The sequence below is a fragment of the Afipia sp. 1NLS2 genome (assembly GCF_000178995.1).
GTDB lineage: Bacteria > Pseudomonadota > Alphaproteobacteria > Rhizobiales > Xanthobacteraceae > Afipia.
On record NZ_ADVZ01000002.1, the window covers coordinates 71905 to 87682 of the forward strand.

Genomic DNA, 15778 nt, shown 5'->3' on the forward strand with positions numbered 1-15778 from the left:
AGGATGCAGCACAGCGTCAGGGCTGTGGGCCGTCCCACCAGGCTTGTGGGGTATCCCACGTGATCGCGAGATCGGCCTGCGTCAGCGTATCTGGGAACGGATTGGCGTCGCCGGTGGAATCGATGGAGCCGGTGTGATCCGGGCTCTTGCGGCTGGCGCCGTGCTTGCCCTTCTTCGGCTTCTCGTGCGTTTTGTCCGGCGCGGCTTGAGGCTTCTCGGTGGCCTCAACCTGCTCGGGCTTGTCGTTCTTCTCCGAACGCTCCGTCAGCATCTCATAGACTTTCTTCGCGCCCGCCTGCGCACGCTCGCCGACCACGGTCGCGGCCTGTCCGCCCACCGCGCATGCCGCGGGCTGGCGCGTACAGAACTGCGACATGTCGGAAACGGCGGCGGTCGCGGCAAGCACGGCTTCGCTCGCGCTGACCTGCGGTCCCTTGTTCGTATCGGGCGCCTTGTCGCGCGGAAGCAGCACGAGCACCAGACCGAGCCAGAAGGCCATTCGCAACAAGAAGAACATTACGCATCCCCGTCGAACCGCGTTCTCCTGACGCGGCTTTGTTGGCTTGCGTTAAACCACTGGCGAATAAATCTTAAGTGTTTTGGGACGGCTAAATTTGCGTAAAATTTGAATCGTTTCGGATGGCGTAAATTTTCGATTGACGCCGGCGCACGCAAATCAGCCGATAAAACCCGTGTCTACCATTTCGAAACCATAAGCTGACGCGCAGTGAAACGATGCGTTCACCATCACCGGCAAATGCATGCGCAAAATACCCGCAAAACGCGATCACGGCAGCGCGTCCGCGCGTTGAGGCGGTTGCCTTAGTGTTCGCTTAAGCTCGCTCTGACACGATCCCGCGAAGAACAAGAGGGGGCTTGCCGGCCCGCCATTGGCGACCCGGCGGTGTGAGAGTTCAAGTGACGCTTTTCAAGATCCTGCGCGAGCATCTGGATTCGCTGCTGCATCCGTCCGTCAGGGGCGATGCGATGGCGAGCGCGCGTCATCGTGCCTTCATCGCGCTGCGCATGGGCGGTGGCCTCGCGGTTCTGAGCGGCGTGCCGGTCTATCTTGCCGTTCGCGGTGCTCCCTCGATGATCGAGGTAATGATCCTCGCCTGGTTCATTTCGCCGATCCTGATTTCCTGGTTTCTGTCGCGCACCGGCCGGTTCGAGATGGCGCACATTCTGTCGTCCGTCTCTCTCGCTGCACTGGTGTTCGCGGTATCGGTGCAGACCGGGGGTATGTCCTCGTTCGCGGCGATCTGGCTGATCGCGGTCCCGCTCGAGGCGGCGCTGTCGGCCTCGCGGCGCGTGGTGACGGCGGCGGTCGCGCTTGCTCTCGGCTGCGCGGCCATGCTCGTCGTTCTGGAATCGATGAACGCGCTGCCGCCGTCGCATCTGTCCAGCGACGTTGCATCGCTGTTCACCGGTCTCTGTATCGTGCTGGCGACGATCTATGCCGCAGGCCTTGCGTTCGGCGCGGAATCGCTCGCCCGCACCAGCAAGCATCTTCTGGCGGTGGAGGAGCGGCGCTACCGGCTGCTCGCCCGCAACATTTCCGATGTGATCGCGCGCCATCGCGCCAACGGTGATCTCAATTTCATTTCGCCGGCGGCCGAGGTGCTGCTGGGCGTACCTGGCCCGACGCTATTGCTGCACGGATTGTTCGATCGCGTTCATGTCGCGGACCGTCCGCGTTATCTCACCGCGCTGTCGGATGCCGCGCGCGGCGGTGAAGCGAGCAGCGTTGAATTCCGTGTTCGCCGCGAAAGCCCGCATGGCCCCGAATTCGCCTGGGTGGAAATGCGCTGCCGTCCGCTCGAGCCGACGCAGGATCAGGCCAGCGGCGCGTTCGAGGTGGTTTCGGTGATGCGTGACGTCACCGAGCGCAAGATGCAGGAGCAGGCGCTGGAAGCCGCGCGGCAGGAGGCCGAGCAGGCGGGGGCGTCGAAGTCCCGTTTCCTCGCCACCATGAGCCACGAGCTGCGCACGCCGCTCAACGCCATCATCGGTTTCTCCGAGATGATCGCGCGCGAAGATGAGATGAAGCTCGACGCTGCGCGCCGCCGCGAATATGCCGGGCTCATCAACGAATCCGGGTTGCATCTGTTGTCCGTCGTCAACGGCATTCTCGATATGTCGAAGATGGAAAGCGGCAAGTTCGAGCTGGTGTCGGAGCCGTTTGCGCCACGCGAGGCGCTCTCGAGCTGCTGCAACCTGATGGTGCTCAAGGCGCGAGACAACGGCATCGACCTTACGACCCGCATGCCCTCCGATCTGCCGCAGATGACGGGCGACGCGCGCGCCTTCAAGCAGATTTTGCTGAACCTGTTGTCGAACGCGATCAAGTTCACCGGAGAGGGCGGCTCGGTTACCGTCTCCGCGCAGGTCGAAGGCCGCGAGCTGTTGCTCCGTGTGGCCGACACCGGCATCGGCATCGGCAAGGACGATCTTGCGCGTCTCGGCAATCCGTTCTTCCAGGCGGGCGCAAGCTATCAGGGCCGTCGTGAAGGCACCGGCCTCGGGCTCTCCATCGTCAAAAGCCTTGTGTCGCTGCATGGCGGCGAGATGAAGGTCGAGAGCGAACTCGATCGCGGCACCACCATTTCGGTGCGCCTGCCGATGATTTTCACGCCGGCTGTGAAGCCGAGCAATATTACAACCCTGGCCCCGGCGCCGCGCGCCGATGCCAAAGTCACGCTGGTGAAGAAAATTGCGTAAGAGTGCTCCGATGGATGATGACAAGCCGCGTCGCAAGCGCCGCGCCAAGGCGGTCGCGATCGAGATCGAGCAGGAGCCCAATCTGTTGATGCGGGTGCTGCTGCACAGCCCGAAAGACACCATGGCGTGCACGGTCGCGCTCGCGGCGATGACGGCCATCGTCGTCAACGCGATGTTCCTGCAGCCCGGCCATCATCCCTCGCCGATGTTCGGCGCGATGCCCATCGAGACGACCATTGCGACGCCCGTGCAGCCGCAACCGTTGCCGCGTCCGCGCCCGGCCGAGACGGACACGCAGCCTGCCACTGTCATCGACCCGCAGCCGATGGTTGCGATCCCGGCCGCGAAGCCTGCGGCACCGGCCGCCGTGCGTCCTCCGGCACCCGTGCCTGCGCACAAGGACCCGCTCGGCGATCTAATCAACGCCAATCACCGGGTCATCTCGGTGCAGCGCGTGCTGACGAATTACGGCTACGGCCAGTTGAAGGCCAATGGCACGATCGGGCCGGACACCCGCGCGGCCATCCGCCAATTCGAGAAAGACCGCCACCATCCGCAGACCGGCCAGATTTCCGACTGGCTGCTTGCCGAAATGGCGAAGCTCACCGGCAAGACGATCAACTGATCCGTCTTGCCGCCGTCACGACATCGCGCTGGCGTCGGTGCGATGGATCGCCTATCACCACAGCATGAGATTGAAATCGGCGATCTGGGTCGCGGCCTATCTGCGCCGCCTGCAGGGCGAGGGCGTTTTCGCCGCCGTGCGCCGTCGCGGCGCGGAGGAAGCGGGTGCCGTGTTCGTCAAGCTCGCGCTGCTCGATGGCACCGCGACGCTGTTCGCGCCCGCGCCGCAAACCTCCTACGACGATGCGCAGCCTTCCGACCGGGCTTTCGTGGCTTCGACCGCGCAGCCGATCGAGGAGCAGACCGTGGAGGCGCGACTGAAGCGCGAGATCGATTTCGATCCCGATGCGTGGATCGTGGAGATCGAGGACAAGCGGGGTCGCCACTTCCTCGATCTCGCCAAGACGTGACGTTCCGCGCGGCTCAGGGCTTGCCGAAGCCGTAATGCGCGAAAATATCCTGTGCCTCCGGGCTGATGAGGAAGGCGAGCCACTGTTTGGCTTCCTCCGGATGCGTGGCATCCTTCACGACCGCGCCGGAATAGATGCCGGTGACATTGTGCTCGGGCGGAATCTCCACGCTCTCGGTCGCAAGCCCACGTTCCTTCTGGAAGATCGTCTCGGAACGCCACGTCACGCCGGCCTCGGCGCGGCCGTTCATCAGCCAGACCGGTGTCTGGCGGTGATGCATGCGCGTGAGCGTGGTGGTGCCGTCCTTGACCTTGGTGTCATAGACCGTATCGACAAGCGCCTTGCCGCCCGCTTTCTCGAACGCCGCCTTGATCTGCCGCGCCACGCCCTCGAACTCGGGATTTGAAAGCGCGAGATGGATATCCGGGCGGCCGAGGTCGTTCAGGGTCTTGACGTGCGCCGGATTGCCCTTCGGCACCATGATCGCGAGTTGATTGGTGGCGTAGATGGTCGGCGGGCCGACGAGGAGGCCGTTATCGATCAAGCGCTGCACGGCGATCTTCCCGGCGAAATAGGCGTCCGGCTTGGCGGTCCATGTCATGTTGCCGACGGTGATGCGGCCGCCGGCCTTCATCTGCCGCACCAGCAGTCCCGGTGGAATGGTTTCGTAGTAGACCTTGCCTTTCAACTCCGGGTGCCTGGTCTCGAAAGCCTTGACGAGCGGGGCCATCGCGAAAAAGTAGTTGCCGCCGACGTAAAGAATGAGCCTCGCATTGGCGATGTCGCCATGGAAGTCGGCGAGATTGTCGGCTTCGTGGACTGTGAATTCGAAGCCCTGATCCTGGGATGGATTGTTCGCGCCTTTCTGCCAGGGCGGATAGAATTCCGTGCTTGCGGTCGGCTGCGCCGCGTGAGCGGATATCGCCCCGCCGCAAAGCGCAAGCCACAGGGCTGCCGCATGGCGGCTCATTCGTTTTGCCATCATTGTTTCGTCTCCGGGTACGGACATGACGATTCCGCTTTTTTACTGGTATTGCCGCCACGACATCGCGGTCTGAGTACTTTAGAATAATCTAAAGTACTGTAAAGGTGCTCAAGCGGACCGGCAGGGAGGTTATTTCAGCGGCAACCGTTGCGGCTGATGCTCTTCGGAAGAGGGCGAAACGATAGAGCTGGACGGCGCGGTGCGCGCGCGCTGGCGCTCGCCGTCGTACAGGACAGGCTTGTACTTGGCGCGCGTGGTCACGATCGAGGAGCCGCGCCATGCCGCCAGCATGATGAGCGCAACGCGCTCGGTCAGCACGTCGTACATCCGCGCCAGCCGATAGACATCGATCACCGATGCGCCGATGGCGGGATTGAGGAACAAGAGTACGCGCTGGAATGCGTCCGCGTTCATGCCGAGCGCCTTCATCGCGCAGGCGAGCGGCTCGCCGAGCGGGTCCGCGACGATCTCCTTCGCCACCGAGGCGGGCAGGGTCAGCGCGTCGGCAAGTTCGACCGTGAAAGCATGCGCGTCGGCGACCATGGCCGCGCCTTCCAGCGTGGCGAGAGCACGGCTGGCGCGCTTCGGATCGACCTTGGCGGAGGGCTTCAGCGGCGCGTCCAGCAGGTTCTCGAGGATCTTCGCGCGCTCCTTCGAAGGCGCGGCGGTGAACATCTCGATCAGCGAGGAGGCGTCCTGCGGCTTCATCGACAGCACCGGCAGCGGTTGCTGCGGAGCAAGCGGCGGCGCGGTCACGGTAGCCGGTTCGGCCTGACTTTGAGCGGGCTGCAACGCGGGCGCCGTGTGACGCGGATAAAGCGGCGGCGGTGGAATCATCAGCTTGCGGCGGATGTCGCGCGGCGTGTTCGGGTAGACCGCAAGCTTGGCGCGCACCACCGCGCGCGTCGCGTCATCCACCTCGTCGAGCAGGCGCGTGGTGAGTTCGGTGAACTGGTGTTCCTCGTCGGGCGTGTGGTCGGGCGTCTGCACGTACAGGTCGGTCAGCACGCGCAGCAGCGTCGGGCGAATATCCACGCCCTCGCGCTGGGACAGGGACATCAGGCCATCGAAGCCTTGAAAGAGAGGAGGCGTACTCATGCAAACCGGCACGTTGGTAAGGTGATCGTTTAAATCTAGAGCGGCTTTTTTAACGCGCAGTTAAGATTACCGAACGGTTAATCCTGCAATCGTCAGCAGCACTGAAAACCAAAACACCCGGGCCGTAGCCTTAAGACACCATTAACCATGCGTGATTCTAATGCTCCTTGTCACGAGCCAGTGATGTCGTGACGAGGAGACAGTAGATGGGCACCATTCTTGAATTTCCGGCGGATGCGGCTTTGCGGCGCACGGAGACAATCATGGGATCGGCCCCGCGTGAGGCGACAGCGACCGTGCTGATCCTTCCCGTCGTCCGGATCGAGCGGCATGCTGAAGAAACCAGCGGCGACCGTGGACCGGAAGAGGGGACGGCGCCGGGCCGCCGCCGCCGCCGGCGGGCACGGTCCTGATTTTGTTTGCGCCGGATCTTCCGGCGCTTGTCTGCAACCTGAACGGCCGTTCGGATGTGCACTCCACTTTTCGTTTTGCCGCTGGTGTTCGGGATCGGCTGTGTCGGCGATGATTTCGGCCGCACGCGCTCGATGTTCTACCATCAGGACATGCACCAATGGGTCGGCGCGGAAGCGACCGAAGCGCTCGGCGGGCAGCCGTCGCATTTTCTTTTGACCGACGATGAGCGCGCGCTGCGCGACATGGCCTATTACTTCATCGAGCCGCCGCATTCGCGCCCGGCCTGGAAGGGCGTGTTCGGGGATTACCAGCGCCTCCCCGCGCCGTGGCGCGTGAAGGTGGTGTTCGACCGCACGAGCTACGGCCGCAAGATGATCGACGAGCCGCATCGTTCGCAGGCCTCCTCCTATCAGGGGCTGATGGAGGACGTGCGCAACGATCTCACCATGCTCGACCAGTTCATTCCGCTCGCGGTAAAGCTCAACGATCTCGACATCAAGCGCAACAAAGCGCTCGGCTATATCGGCGACCTGTCGCCGCGCGAGCGTGTCGATGCGCAGGCGCGGATGCGCGAGAACGTGCTGGTCGTGCAGTGGGCGCAGCAGTGCGTCGAGCAGCGCGTGTCGTCGTATCGCTGGGCGCTTGAGCGCCTCGTCATCATGGCGCCGGACCGGATGGCGGCGCAGGCGGATGCGCTGATCGCCGAGCTTGCGCGCCGCGGGGCATCCGCATGGACCACCGCGACGCCCGTCGTGGGGCAGGTGCTGCGGGTCGGCGGCTGATTTTCATGTCAGGTTCCAGCGACACTTCGCTGCATCGATGGTGCGGAAACGATCACGGGCGTGTGAGAAAATCCGCGTCCTGGTGATACGCGGCGGATGACCGCGTTGCGCGGGCATACGATACATTATTGGATGGCGCATCGGGTTGATATGACCCTGTTCGGGAGGCGTCCTGCTTCTCTTGGCGGGACGCGGCATGTCGCAGCCCGAAAGAAAAGAGGACGATATGATTGCGTCCATTGACCGCCGTGGCGAATGGAAACGCAGGTTTGCCGAACTGAGGCGGCCCGTTGCAACTCTGACGACACTCACCGTTGCATTAACAATGCTGGTTCTGCTGGTCGTGCGCATGGTCGGCTCGGAGTTGACGATGATGGCGCTGAGCCTGATGTTCTTCGTCAGCGCTTTGCTGGTGGCGACCATCGCCTGGTTCGTGAGGAGCCGACACAATTCGCGCAGCCTGTCGCTCTGGGATGTGGCCGGGGCTTTCGTCATTATCGGGATTTCGGCTTCGGTGCTGGCCGATCCCGAGCATGCTGTTGAGCTGTTCGAACATCTGTTCGAGCGCCGTTTCGTGTTGCATTGAGGAGAAAGGCAGACTAATTATCAGAGACCAGCCCGGGCCCCTCTGGCAGCCATATGCTGCGATGTCGGACTGGACATAGTGGGAGTGGCCCTGTCTCTGTCTTGATCATTTCAGATGCGTGATCCGTGATCGCCCACAGGCGGTCATGGCTTTTGCGTTTGTCTATCAAGGCTTTGTCGATCCTCGCATCGTGGGCTTTCGGCCGCGTGCGGGCGGTCGATGTGTCACGGAGCTGCTCCTTCGCAAAGCCAAGGAGCCCGGCTCATGTTCGACTTCATTACTCCCGACGTTCTTACCGCTCTTTTTCAGGTTATCCTGATCGACCTCGTGCTGGCCGGCGACAATGCCATTGTCATCGGCCTTGCCGCCGCTGGTCTGCCGAAAGAGCAGCGCGCCAAGGCGATCCTGATCGGCATCGGTGCTGCCACGCTGCTGCGCATGGTGTTCGCAGGGTTGACCACGCAGCTCCTGCAGATCGTCGGCCTCTTGCTCGCGGGCGGCATCCTGCTGCTCTGGGTGTGCTGGAAGATGTGGCGCGAACTGCGCGCTCCGCATCATGCGGTGGAGGATATCGAGGCGCTGACCGATGGCGCACCGCGCAAGACGCTGGCGCAGGCGACGTGGCAGATCATCATCGCCGACGTGTCGATGTCGCTCGATAACGTGCTCGCGGTCGCGGGTGCGGCGCGCGAGCATCCGTGGGTGCTGGTGTTCGGCCTGTTGCTGTCGATCGCGATGATGGGCGCGGCGGCCTCGTTCATCGCCAGGCTGCTGCAGAAGCACCGCTGGATCGCCTATGTCGGCCTTGCAGTGATCCTCTATGTCGCGGGCGACATGATCTATCGCGGCATTCTGGAAGTGTATCCGCAGGTGTCGTCATGGATCGGCGGCATGGCCGTATCCTGACGGAAGGAGGGCGCGCGGTTCTGTTGCCGCGCGTCCGTTCCCGACCGTGTCAGTAGTAGCGGTGGCCGAAGACCAGCGGGCTGAGGTTGAGACCGTCGCGCGGACGGTAGCGGCGGCCTTCCGCCTCGGCGAAGGCGAATTCCGGATTGACGCTGCAATAGGCCTGCTGGCCGGAGGCGGTCGCTTGGCATTGCGCGTAAGTATCGTAGGCGCAATCGCCGGGGTAGGGATAGCCGCCGCCGACGAGGCAAATCCGCCGGTCGTAGGCTTCGGCGGGTGTCGTCGTCAGCACCGCGCCGAGTGCTGCTGCCGTCAGCAAGGTCGCTGTCAGGATTCGCATGTGAAACTCCGTTGTTGGAGTGAACATAAAGATCGTGCCGCGCTTTCGCCAGCCATGTTGTCATGCTCCCGAAGGGGAGAGCGTCAAAGCCGCGTGATGTGTCATGATTCGTTCTTGTGGCGTTATGGGCGCGGCGTCAAGAATTGACGGCGGAAGTCCCCGATGCATCATGGACCGCGATATTATGCGGTGCTGAATGCTTTCGTATCTGAAACGGCGTTACCCGGATTTGCGTCTGGTGCGAATGAGCGATGGCCGCTGGTCGGTCATTCGCGACCTCGGGCTCGTCAAGGGCGGCAAGGGCCTGCGCTGTCACGAATGCGTCTTCTCGTTCCGGCTCGATGTGCGGCGGCTGTTGCGGCCGCGTGAGAAAGCCCGCTCCGCAATGCTTTCCGCATCCAGCGAGGCCGTTGTCCAGATTCAGGGCTGACGAAGTTACCGCCGTCCCGGCTGTGAGACTTCCGCCTGCACCTTGCAGCTTGCGGCTGCGAGCGAGGCCTTGGCCTGCGCCATCAGCCCAGGTTCAGCGGCGAGCGCGCGCATCACGATCAGCCCGGTCGGCGTTGGCGATTCGATGATGAGCCGGTCGGCCGCCGTAATGTCCTCGTCCTCCGGCAGCGCCGCCTTCTGCTGCGGCGTCATCAGGTCGAGCTCGATCACCTTGCGGCCCGCCGAGCGGTCGTTGATGGCGTAGTAGGCGATGTCCTCGTTGGTGTAGAACGACACCGACGTGTAGGCCTGACTGACCGGCACCTTCAGCTTGATCGAGCCGGTTGAGAGATCGTACTTGCAGGCGGCGGCAGCGAAGGCGGGGTCCATCAGCGGCATCGGCGCGGTGTCGGGCGTGGCGTCCGGCAACGCCGTGACGGCGTTCACTTTCAGCGTCGGGGCGAGCCGCGCGTAAGCGTCCTGTGAAGCGATGCGCGGCAAAGCCAGCACACTCACCAGATGCACGACGCCGCCGAGCAGGATGCCGCCCAGAATTGCAAACAGCCAACGGATCATGAGCATCCCTCCATGGTGATGGAGGGCAGCGGCGCGTCCTTCTGCGAGCGCGTCGCGACACCGACGGGCGTATCGTAGAGCCGCAGCAGGAGCTGATAGCGGCTGATGCCGCCGGTCGGCAGCCAGTTGCCGGACCTTGCGCGCGGCGCGATCCGCACGGTGAACGAGCCGTCGGAGGCACGCACGACCTCCTGACTGGTGAAGCCGTAGCGTTGCAGCGTGTTGGCGACGAGCTTGCCCTTGGTGTCGTAAACCGTCAGCGTCCAGAACCGGGCAGGGGGCGTGACGCCGGAAACGACCACATCGCAGCGCCCGTCGAGTTTTTTGCCTGCATTGTCTGCGGTGGCGCGGAAGGTGATGCCGTCACCGGCGCCGATCGGCAGTTCGCCGCTGCGAGCGACCGTGGCGCGTGCATAGGGATCAATATCGCTGGTACCGACGCGCGGGCGCGCGGTCCATGGGCCGATGGTTAGCGTGCCGATCTCGACGCCGCGCGTGGCCGTGTTCCATGTCAGCCCGAGGCCGACGACGGTGGCAATCGCCATGGTGAGGATCAGCACGAAAATCAGCCGCACGGCAGTATCGCCTTCATGATTGCCGGGCCCATCGTCATTTCTTCTGCGGCGTGGACGCCGTCGCGCCGTTCGCGGAGGCAAAACTGTCCGGGAACGGCAGTGCGGCGTGCGGCGCAGGCGGCGCGCGGTCGTTCACCGAGGTCTTGCCGGCCGGCACGGTCTTGGCAGCCTCGTCCATTTCTTTCTCTATACGGATGAGGGTATTCACGCCGCGCCGCGTCAGCGTCGGCGGCGGTCCTGCGGCGACATCGAGAATCTTCGGCGGGGCATTGGTTGCGGCGATGCTGCCTTTCGGCAGTTTCTGACCCGCGCCGACGCCCGTGAGTTCCTTGATCTCGATGCCCTGATGCGCGACTTCCATGATGTCGTGCCAAGTCTTGGCGGGCAGCGAGCCGCCCGTCATGCGGTTGGTCGAGGAATAGTCGTCGTTGCCGTACCAGACACCGCCGACGAAGTTGCCGGTGTAGCCGACGAACCATGCGTCGCGATAGGCATTGGTGGTGCCGGTCTTGCCTGCGGCGGGAATGCCGTCGAGCTGCGCGCGCCGTGCGGTGCCTTCCGAGACGACGTGGCTCATCATCATCGCCATGTCGGAGGCGACGGAGGGCGGAATGATCTGGCGCGGCTTCGGCCCGTCGCGGTCATAGCGCCAGACCAGATCGCCCGCGCCGGTGCGCACTTCCAGGATCGCATGCGGTGTCACCGCCTTGCCGCGATTGGGGAACGCCGCATAGGCGACGGTGTGTTCGAGCACGTTGACTTCATCGGCGCCGATCGGCAGCGAAGGCGTGTCGGGCAGTGGCGTGACGATGCCGAACCTGCGCGCGACTTCCACGATCTTGGCGCGTCCGGCTTTCGGGCCGGCCTTGCCGCCGAGCGCGATCGACAGCTTCACCGGGATGACGTTGATCGAGTGCGTCAGCGCCTGCGTCAGCGTGATCGAGCCGGAGTAGGAGCGCCCGTAGTTCTGCGGGCACCAGTTGCCGATGCAGACCGGTCCGTCCACCACGATGGAGGTCGGTTTGAAGCCGTTCAGGAGTGCCGTGGTGTAGACGTAAGGTTTGAACGAGGAGCCGGGCTGGCGCATCGCGTCGGTGGCACGGTTGAACTGGCTGGCGCCGTAGTCGCGTCCGCCGACCATCGCGCGCACGCCGCCATCGAGATCGGCGATCACGGCGGCCGCCTGCGTCGCATGATAGTCGCGGCCGAACTGGCGCAACTGGTCCTCGACGGTGTCCTCGGCCGCCTTCTGCACCTTCATATCGATGGTGGTGCGCACCACGAACACGCGCTCGGTGTAGGATTTCGGGAAGGTGGCGACGATCTTCTTCACCTCGTCGAAGGCGTAGTCGAGGAAGTAGTTCGGCGAATTCTCGTCGCGGCGGTCCACGACGGAGGCAGGGTTACGCCGGGCGCCGAACACCTGGCCTTCGGTCATGAAGCCCGCGTCCACGAGGTTGTCGAGCACGACGTTGGCGCGGGCGCGCGCCGCGGGCAGGTTGATGTGCGGCGCGTATTTGGTCGGCGCCTTGAACAGGCCCGCGAGCATCGCGGATTCGGCGAGGTTCACGTCGCGCGCCGATTTGTTGAAGTAGAAATGCGCGGCGCCGTCGACGCCGAACGTGCCGCCGCCCATATAGGCGCGGTCGAGATAGAGTTTGAGAATTTCGTTCTTGGTCAGGCGCGTCTCCAGCCAGATCGCGAGGAACGCCTCGTTGATCTTGCGCTCGATGGTGCGCTCGTTCGACAGGAACAGGTTCTTGGCGAGCTGCTGGGTGATCGAGGAGCCGCCCTGGCGCACGCCGCCGGCCTGCGCGTTGGTGAGGAGCGCGCGCAACGTGCCCGCGACGTCGATACCGAAATGATCGTAGAAGCGGCGATCCTCGGTGGCGAGTGTCGCCTTGATCAGGCTGTCGGGAAACTCTTCTAGCGGAATTGAGTCGTTGTGCTTGATGCCGCGGCTGCCGATCGGATTGTTATAGCGGTCGAGGAAGGTGACCGCGAGGTCCGACTTCTTCAGCCAGTCCTCGTCGGAGGTCTCACGGAAGGCGGGGATGGCGAGCGCGAGCATCAGAATGCCGCCGGCCAAGCCAATCGTCGCCATCTCCGACAACGGTTCGATGAACACCCAGCGCTTCCAGCGGCCGACATAGAAGCGGTCCATGAACGCCGAATAGCGCTCATAGAGTTCGCGCAGGCCACGGCCCGAGGAGAACAGCGTGGAATCGAAACGCGAATCGAGATCCAGAAAGAAATTCCGGATTCGTTGCATCCACTCGCTGGGTACGATCTTGCGCACCAAAATTTCCTAAATCGTCGGTCGCGTCCGTGGTTCGCCCGGACACTGGCGGCGGCGACAGCGCAGCCGAACATGCGCGTTCGTTTGCGGCATCCCCGTGGCGATGGTGAAGGCAATCATCGGAGGGAAGGGCTGTTCGCCCGTTCCGCGCGTCGATGCTTGCGCCGGAGAGGAGATCACGCGACGGCCGTCAGGTTCCCGGACCCTCTCCATGTCCGGGAATCCGCCTTCTTCTAGCCGAGGTAAGGGGATAAACCAATGCTGGCCTTGGCGTTTTTCATGGGAAGGGCTAATTTCCCACGCCTGTCCAACGCCATTGAGGCCACAAATCCGCGCGGGCGCTTCGCCGCCATTGCCGGGTGCCGCCGGATGGGCGTGACCAAACCAGAGAACCAATGACCAAACCGCCTGAAAAGCCGTCCGACCAGGCCAATTCCTTCTGGAAAACCAAAACCTTGGAGCAGCTTTCTAACTCTGAGTGGGAAAGCCTGTGCGACGGCTGCGCGCGCTGCTGCCTGGAAAAGCTGGAAGACGAGGACACCGGCAAGATCTACTTCACCCATGTCTCCTGCCGGCTGCTCGACGCAAACCTGTGCACCTGCCACGACTATGCCAACCGCTCCGCCAAGGTGACGGACTGCGTGCGGCTGACGCCCCGGAATGTACGGACGTTGAACTGGCTGCCGCCAAGCTGCGCCTACAAGCTTGTTGCCGAAGGCCGCGACCTTTACTGGTGGCACCCGCTGATTTCCGGTGATCCCAATACCGTCCATGAGGCAGGCGTTTCTGTCCGGGGGCGGGTATTCGGCAGCGAGGACGACGTGGACGATGCCGATCTCGAGGATCATATTGTGCGCTGGCCGGGGCTTTTGCCGAAACGGGCACGGATGAAACGTCGTGCCTAGCCCCGTCATCACATCGCGTTGATCGATGCGCGGTTTCGGAAGCCACCCCATGCGCGCGGCCCGCTAACGGCGCAAGCCGATGTAGGGTAGGCTGTTCATCTTCTTCCGACACATTGAATCGCCAATTCGCGCAGTCGCGCACAGGCCGCATGAGCAAAATCCAACGACCCGAACCCGAGATGGAAGGCGAGCCGCTGGCGCCTGACGATCTGGCTGCCATCACGGGCGAGGCGATCCGGATCGAAGATTCCGAACCGGCCATCCGCGCGTCGCTACCGCACAGCGAAGCTCTGCCGATCGTGCTGAGCCTGTTGTGCAACCTGTTCCTGACCGCGCTCGACCAGACCATCGTCGCAACTGCGCTGCCGACCATCGGCGTGCAATTCCACGATGTGTCGAACCTGTCGTGGGTCATCACCGCCTATCTGTTGGCCTCGACGGCGGTGGCGCCGGTCTATGGCGCGCTTGCCGACATCTACGGCCGGCGCGCGATGATCATCACGGCGAACGTGCTGTTTCTGATCGGCTCGGTGCTGTGCGCGCTGGCGCCGAACCTGTTGTTCCTCATACTCGCGCGCGGTCTTCAGGGGCTGGGCGGCGGCGGCATCCTGCCGCTGGTGCAGACCCTGATCGCCGATGTGATCACGCCGCGCGACCGTGGCCGCTATCAAGGCTACATCAGCATGGTGTGGGTGACGGCGGGCATCGGCGGCCCGGTGCTCGGCGGCGTATTCGCGCAGCACCTGCACTGGTCGATGATCTTCTGGATCAACCTGCCGATCGGCGTCGGCTCGCTGATGTTGCTGTTGCCGCGGCTGCGCAAGATTCCCGACTATCACCGCCATCGTAAGCTCGACTGGGCGGGCGGGCTGTTGCTGATGGCATCCGCGGTCGTTTTCCTGCTGGGGCTGACATGGGGCGGGCACAAGTTCGCGTGGCTGTCGCCGACGATTCTCGCGATGATGGGCGCGGCCGTCGTGCTGATGGCGGCCTTCGTGATTCATGCGCGCACGCATGATGAACCGTTCCTGCCGCTGCCGCTGATCAGCGGTTCGGTGGTGCCGTATTCGATGGTCGCGGGCGGCTGCGCGATGGGCGCGATGATCGGGATGATCGTGCACCTGCCGATCTATTATGAAGCGGTCTATCGGTTGAGCGCCAGCGAGGCTGGCATCGCGCTGATTCCGCTGGTCGCGGTCTCGGTGCTGGGCGCGTGGAGCGCGGGGCAGTTCATGGCGGTGACTGGACGCTACAAGTGGGCGGCGGTCGGCGGCGCATCCGTTGCTGCAAGTTGCCTGCTGCTGATGGCGTATCTCGCCGCGCCGCCGCTCTGGGTGCTGCTGTCGCTGCTCGCCGTGCTTGCGCTGGGAATTGGCACCTGTTTCCCGATTAGCGTGGTCTCGATCCAGAACGCGGTGCCGCGCTCGCAGGTCGGTACTGCGACCGGCGCAATGAATTTCTTCCGTGCGCTGATGTCGTCTTTCGCGGTGGCGATGTTCACCGCCATCCTGCTTGCCGCGGTCGGGCAGGAGATTCCGATCGGCGAGGGGATGAGCGGTAATCACAATCTGGCGTCGGACGACATGATCGTCGGCTTCCGCTTCGTGTTTCTCGCGGCCGCGTTCCTGATGGCGACGGCGGCTGCGCTGTTCGCGCTGATGGAAGAACGTCCGCTGGCGGGGAGCAAACCGTCACCGGCGGCGACGATGGCGGAGTAGGGCGCAGCGATTTTCTTCCGTCATGGTCTAAGCAGCGACGGTAGCGAAGCAGGCCGAACTACTTCGCTTTGCCGTGCATGCATTTGCCGACGAACTCCGCGCGTTGTTTGCCACCCATGGTGCCGCCGCCATTGAATCCGCGCTGCTGTGCGAGAGCCAAGCATTCCTCACGGCTTTTTCCTTTGGGGGCAGCATTCGCGGAGGGAACAAGAAAAAGAAGAGCTGCCGCGACACCACAGGCGGAAACGAAAAATTTCATGGCTGTCTTTCTAAAAACTGCTTTGCAATAGGCGCATCATCGATGTGCCGTGCGTGCTAATCAAGCGAGTGGTCGGCTGTTTTTCAGTGGAATTTCGTTTAGGAAAATAGTCCCAATTATATACTTGACACCACAAGGCTGGATTCTTAAA

Annotated in this window: 19 protein-coding genes; 11 read left to right on the plus strand and 8 right to left on the minus strand. The window is 63.4% G+C overall.

Annotated features, from left to right (window positions below):
* Positions 1-16: 16 nt before the first annotated feature.
* Positions 17-517 (minus strand): DUF5330 domain-containing protein, encoded by a 501-nt coding sequence (locus AFIDRAFT_RS09055; RefSeq protein ID WP_009338997.1) that lies wholly within the window; start codon positions 515-517, stop codon positions 17-19.
* 401 nt (positions 518-918) lie between these two features.
* Between AFIDRAFT_RS09055 and AFIDRAFT_RS09060 the strand changes: the two genes are divergently transcribed.
* From AFIDRAFT_RS09060 to AFIDRAFT_RS09070, 3 genes are all read left to right on the plus strand, one after another.
* Positions 919-2721, plus strand: coding sequence for a PAS domain-containing sensor histidine kinase (locus AFIDRAFT_RS09060; protein ID WP_009338999.1), 1803 nt, complete (start codon positions 919-921; stop codon positions 2719-2721).
* A gap of 10 nt (positions 2722-2731) precedes the next feature.
* Positions 2732-3346: a peptidoglycan-binding domain-containing protein gene (locus AFIDRAFT_RS09065; RefSeq protein ID WP_009339001.1), complete on the plus strand. Its 615-nt coding sequence runs from the start codon at positions 2732-2734 to the stop codon at positions 3344-3346.
* Positions 3347-3410: 64 nt separating this feature from the next.
* A complete protein-coding gene (locus AFIDRAFT_RS09070; protein ID WP_009339003.1) occupies positions 3411-3755 on the plus strand; it encodes a DUF1491 family protein in 345 nt (114 codons plus the stop codon).
* A 13-nt stretch (positions 3756-3768) separates the two neighbouring features.
* On the opposite strand, the gene AFIDRAFT_RS09075 is transcribed toward AFIDRAFT_RS09070, so the two are convergent.
* The gene (locus AFIDRAFT_RS09075; RefSeq protein WP_009339005.1) at positions 3769-4740 is read right to left on the minus strand and encodes a molybdate ABC transporter substrate-binding protein; all 972 of its coding nucleotides are present in this window, start codon (positions 4738-4740) and stop codon (positions 3769-3771) included.
* A gap of 129 nt (positions 4741-4869) precedes the next feature.
* Positions 4870-5838: a DUF2336 domain-containing protein gene (locus tag AFIDRAFT_RS09080; protein ID WP_009339007.1), complete on the minus strand. Its 969-nt coding sequence runs from the start codon at positions 5836-5838 to the stop codon at positions 4870-4872.
* Positions 5839-6044: 206 nt separating this feature from the next.
* Here AFIDRAFT_RS09080 and AFIDRAFT_RS09085 point away from each other — a divergent pair, with 206 nt between their 5' ends.
* From AFIDRAFT_RS09085 to AFIDRAFT_RS09100, 4 genes are all read left to right on the plus strand, one after another.
* The gene (locus AFIDRAFT_RS09085; protein WP_009339010.1) at positions 6045-6251 is read left to right on the plus strand and encodes a hypothetical protein; all 207 of its coding nucleotides are present in this window, start codon (positions 6045-6047) and stop codon (positions 6249-6251) included.
* A gap of 54 nt (positions 6252-6305) precedes the next feature.
* On the plus strand, positions 6306-7034 hold the full coding sequence (locus tag AFIDRAFT_RS09090) for a hypothetical protein (RefSeq protein WP_009339011.1): 729 nt from the start codon (positions 6306-6308) through the stop codon (positions 7032-7034).
* Between the two features lie 196 nt (positions 7035-7230).
* Positions 7231-7620, plus strand: a complete 390-nt coding sequence (locus tag AFIDRAFT_RS09095; protein WP_245258153.1) for a hypothetical protein — start codon at positions 7231-7233, stop codon at positions 7618-7620.
* 264 nt (positions 7621-7884) lie between these two features.
* Positions 7885-8526 (plus strand): TerC family protein, encoded by a 642-nt coding sequence (locus AFIDRAFT_RS09100; protein WP_009339013.1) that lies wholly within the window; start codon positions 7885-7887, stop codon positions 8524-8526.
* Positions 8527-8575: 49 nt separating this feature from the next.
* Here AFIDRAFT_RS09100 and AFIDRAFT_RS09105 read toward each other — a convergent pair whose 3' ends face one another.
* Positions 8576-8866 carry a DUF3551 domain-containing protein gene (locus AFIDRAFT_RS09105; RefSeq protein ID WP_009339014.1) on the minus strand — a complete coding sequence of 97 codons (291 nt, stop codon included), beginning with the start codon at positions 8864-8866 and terminating at the stop codon, positions 8576-8578.
* Between the two features lie 196 nt (positions 8867-9062).
* On the opposite strand from AFIDRAFT_RS09105, the gene AFIDRAFT_RS09110 reads away from it, so the two are divergent.
* The gene (locus tag AFIDRAFT_RS09110; RefSeq protein ID WP_009339015.1) at positions 9063-9296 is read left to right on the plus strand and encodes a hypothetical protein; all 234 of its coding nucleotides are present in this window, start codon (positions 9063-9065) and stop codon (positions 9294-9296) included.
* 5 nt (positions 9297-9301) lie between these two features.
* Here AFIDRAFT_RS09110 and AFIDRAFT_RS09115 read toward each other — a convergent pair whose 3' ends face one another.
* The 3 genes from AFIDRAFT_RS09115 to AFIDRAFT_RS09125 are packed head-to-tail and all read right to left on the minus strand — an operon-like array spanning position 9302 to position 12745.
* Positions 9302-9871: a DUF1254 domain-containing protein gene (locus tag AFIDRAFT_RS09115; protein ID WP_009339016.1), complete on the minus strand. Its 570-nt coding sequence runs from the start codon at positions 9869-9871 to the stop codon at positions 9302-9304.
* On the minus strand, positions 9868-10446 hold the full coding sequence (locus AFIDRAFT_RS09120; RefSeq protein ID WP_009339017.1) for a DUF1214 domain-containing protein: 579 nt from the start codon (positions 10444-10446) through the stop codon (positions 9868-9870). The genes AFIDRAFT_RS09115 and AFIDRAFT_RS09120 overlap by 4 nt, the downstream gene beginning before the upstream one ends.
* 34 nt (positions 10447-10480) lie before the next feature.
* Positions 10481-12745 (minus strand): transglycosylase domain-containing protein, encoded by a 2265-nt coding sequence (locus AFIDRAFT_RS09125; protein WP_009339018.1) that lies wholly within the window; start codon positions 12743-12745, stop codon positions 10481-10483.
* A 258-nt stretch (positions 12746-13003) separates the two neighbouring features.
* Here AFIDRAFT_RS09125 and AFIDRAFT_RS19770 point away from each other — a divergent pair, with 258 nt between their 5' ends.
* From AFIDRAFT_RS19770 to AFIDRAFT_RS09135, 3 genes are all read left to right on the plus strand, one after another.
* Positions 13004-13144: a hypothetical protein gene (locus AFIDRAFT_RS19770; protein WP_009339019.1), complete on the plus strand. Its 141-nt coding sequence runs from the start codon at positions 13004-13006 to the stop codon at positions 13142-13144.
* Positions 13141-13650, plus strand: a complete 510-nt coding sequence (locus AFIDRAFT_RS09130) for a YcgN family cysteine cluster protein (RefSeq protein WP_009339020.1) — start codon at positions 13141-13143, stop codon at positions 13648-13650. Before AFIDRAFT_RS19770 ends, AFIDRAFT_RS09130 begins: the two co-directional genes overlap by 4 nt.
* 149 nt (positions 13651-13799) lie before the next feature.
* Positions 13800-15368, plus strand: coding sequence for an MDR family MFS transporter (locus AFIDRAFT_RS09135; protein WP_009339021.1), 1569 nt, complete (start codon positions 13800-13802; stop codon positions 15366-15368).
* Positions 15369-15426: 58 nt separating this feature from the next.
* On the opposite strand, the gene AFIDRAFT_RS09140 is transcribed toward AFIDRAFT_RS09135, so the two are convergent.
* Positions 15427-15627, minus strand: coding sequence for a hypothetical protein (locus AFIDRAFT_RS09140; protein WP_040298233.1), 201 nt, complete (start codon positions 15625-15627; stop codon positions 15427-15429).
* Positions 15628-15778 lie beyond the last annotated feature (151 nt).